This window comes from Pseudanabaena sp. 'Roaring Creek', from assembly GCF_001402795.1.
Classification (GTDB): domain Bacteria; phylum Cyanobacteriota; class Cyanobacteriia; order Pseudanabaenales; family Pseudanabaenaceae; genus Pseudanabaena.
Map to the genome: position 1 here is coordinate 1 of NZ_LIRE01000404.1, position 3,196 is coordinate 3,196.

At 44.5% G+C, this 3,196-nt stretch carries 2 protein-coding genes; both read left to right on the top strand.

Features of this window, described 5'->3' with window-relative positions; translation table 11 throughout:
• Positions 1-173: 173 nt before the first annotated feature.
• A complete protein-coding gene (locus AC805_RS13580; RefSeq protein ID WP_055075924.1) occupies positions 174-1,796 on the top strand; it encodes a hypothetical protein in 1,623 nt (540 codons plus the stop codon).
• Positions 1,797-2,144: 348 nt separating this feature from the next.
• On the top strand, positions 2,145-3,176 hold the full coding sequence (locus AC805_RS13585) for a DUF1176 domain-containing protein (RefSeq protein ID WP_197278726.1): 1,032 nt from the start codon (positions 2,145-2,147) through the stop codon (positions 3,174-3,176).
• Positions 3,177-3,196: the final 20 nt, after the last annotated feature.

Sequence of the window (3,196 nt, forward strand, 5' to 3'; positions counted from 1 at the left end):
GCCTTTATACAACGGAAAGTTCGCCCACCACGGCTACTCTTTTCAACTCCGCTTAGTTCTTTTTTATCATGGATTCACTGTCGCTTAACTTGTTTTCTGATTCGTTTTCATCCCGCCACTCATCCCTGTAAACGGATAGAGTGCGGGACTTCTCACTCACATTAGTTAAAACTATGTCATTGTTTCAAACCCTGCGATCGCAAATGCCTGCGGAAACTCCAGCGCAATTGGAAAGCATGGATGCTTTTTGGACGAGTTTTCGGCAAAGAAATCAGACGATCGCGCCAGTGGTGCAAACGGTGCAGGGGAAAATAGGTGAGCAAAAGGGCGAACAAGATTTTGATGCGATCGTTTGCGGCGGCACTTTGGGGATATTCATCGCCTGTGCATTGCAATGTCAAGGCTGGCGCGTTGCCATTATCGAGCGGAACATTTTGCGCGGAAGAGAGCAAGAATGGAATATTTCCCGACAGGAATTAAATGCTTTTTTAGAATTAGATTTATTGACTGAGACCGAGCTTGAAACTGCTATTGCCACTATATACAATCCTGCGCGAGTTGGTTTTAATGGCGGTAAAGAACTATGGGTTCGCGATATTCTTAATATTGGGGTCGATCCTGTTTATCTACTCGAAGTTCTCAAACAAAAGTTTTTGGGTGCGGGTGGAACGCTATGGGAGCAAGCCACATTTACGCAGGCGATCGTCTATACCGATGGAGTATCCGTAGAATTTGCGCGGCAGTTCGATCGAGAGGATCGCGTAGATCGCGAGAATATTTTGATAAAAGGAAAACTGTTACTGGATGTCATGGGGCATTTCTCCCCGATCGCCAAGCAAGCGCGATCGCAAGTACAGGGCAATATTAAGCCCGATGGAATTTGTATGGTGGTCGGTAGTTGTGCAAAGGGGATGCCAGAAAGAAATTACGGCGACCTGATCTATAGCTTTACACCCATCCAAAATCAATGTCAGTATTTTTGGGAAGCATTCCCTGCGCGGGATGGGAGAACCACTTATATGTTTACCTATGTGGATGCCGATCCGCAACGTCCGAGTTTCGCGCAATTGATGGAAGATTATCTTTTTTGGCTCCCTCAATATCAGGACATCGAACTTTCTCAACTGGAATTCAAACGAGTTCTCTTTGGTCTTTTTCCCTCTTACAAAAACAATCCTTTACAGACTCCTTGGGATCGGATTTTACAAGTAGGGGATAGCTCGGGAATGCAGTCTCCCCTTAGTTTTGGGGGCTTTGGGGCAATGGTACGCCATCTGCCGCGCTTGAGTAAGGGGATTAACAGCGCTTTGCAAGCTGATTTATTAACCAAGGAAAATTTGCGATCGCTTCAACCCTATCAACCGAATCTATCGGTAACTTGGCTATTTCAAAAGTCCATGAGTGTTGGTGTCAATCAGAAAATCGAAAGCGATCGCATTAATTATTTACTCAATGTCACCTTTACAGCCATGGACAAACTAGGCGATCGGGTGCTCTATCCTTTTTTGCAAGATGTCGTACAGTTTATCCCCCTCGCTCAAACGATGCTAGCGATGTCCATTGCCGATCCCATCCTAATTCTCAAAATCATGCAACAGGTAGGGATACCGACCTTAGTCGATTGGCTCAAGCATTATCTTGGCTTGGGAGCATATAGTTTTTGCGATCTAATTAGCCCATCGCTAGAATCAGCGATCGGCAATCTCCTCCCCGAACAACAATATCTGTTGCAAAGTCAGATCGAGGCATGGCACTACGGCTCGGGCGGTGATTATCATAGAAATGTCAGCCCATAAAGCTAAACAAACCTAAGGAACATATTCACTATTCTAAAGGTCATGCCTGCTTGGGCGTAAATGTACTTAAAATACTTAAAGCCATAGAGTCGATTACCGTTCACAGCCAATAGTAAAGATTTGTTTTTATTAGCTTCAAGTAGCTAGGAACTAAAAAACGGACACCTACCCTATGGCGCAAGCGCACCGCGCGCTAAAGGGTTTGCGTTTTTAGACTTAGCGCCTAGCTACTCGATAAAAGGACAAAGAACTGTAGCCTATCCTGTGACGAGATGGAAACTCTATACTAAAGAGCAGCTATAAGGAGCAAGATTCATGTTGCAAATTCGATTGGGCTTAATGGCTGCAATGGCAGGCCTTACAATGCTTGGATGCTCTAATCAGGATGCATCAAACTCTTCGCCTTCCCCAAGTAATGCCCAGACTTCCACTAGTCCTAAGCCCGTAGCGGCATCTCCGACTAAATCTCCAGAAACACAAAAGCCGATCGCTGATGCCCCCAATAATACCCCACCAAAAGCGATCGCCATTGGTGATATCAAAGATCTAGAAGACAATAGCGTTTGCGGGAAATCGAAAGTTACCTATGCTTACGGCGAGACTTCTAATTATCGAATATATATTTGTGCCGATGCCAAAGAACCTGATCGCCCACGTTATTATGTCAGCCGTAACAAAGATGGGAGTGGCGGGTTAAACCTAGAAGCGACAAATTATAACCCTCAAAAAGAGGGGGCAATTGAGTTCAATAATGATGGCTACATATATACACTCGAAGCCCCAACCACCCAAAATCCTGAGCCTGTGATGCGAGTAACTTTCCCCAGTCGCAAACTAACAGAAGAGCAATTACTTAGATATCTTGCGCGAAATAATACGAAGCCAACTGGCTCGAATGCTAGTTCTGAACCATTGCAATATGTATTACAAAATCGCGAACGCCTTGGAATTTGTAAAGATAGCTTTCAAGATGGGGATACGCAAAAAGGGATGGGTTCTAAATCTTTCCCTATCTCAGACAAAAAATATTTAGTGCAAATTCAATGCTCGCTCGCCGCCTATCAGGGGGTTTTTGAATATGTCCTATGGAGTGATGAATCGCCAAAAACAAGGGTTGTTTCCCTTGACTTTGATATTTTCCAAGAGCCTAAGGATGGCGAAAAGCCGAAACGAGTTACCGAACGGGCGATTGTGGGAATGCCTCGGCTTAATCTACGATCGCTGACCATAACCAATTTCACTAAGTTTCGTGGGATCGGTGATTGTGGCTCATCAGCAATTTATAAACTAGAAGGCGATCGCATGGTTTTACAAGAATATCGAGCCAAATATGCCTGTGATGGCAAATATGTCCCCGATTTCCCAATTATCTATCCTTAATAAATACCTCATCTAAAACC

Excerpts from the sequence above, each read along its gene's own strand:
- AC805_RS13580 (WP_055075924.1), top strand. The coding sequence starts at position 174 with ATGTCATTGTTTCAAACCCTGCGATCGCAAATGCCTGCGGAAACTCCA.
- AC805_RS13585 (WP_197278726.1), top strand. The coding sequence starts at position 2,145 with ATGGCAGGCCTTACAATGCTTGGATGCTCTAATCAGGATGCATCAAAC.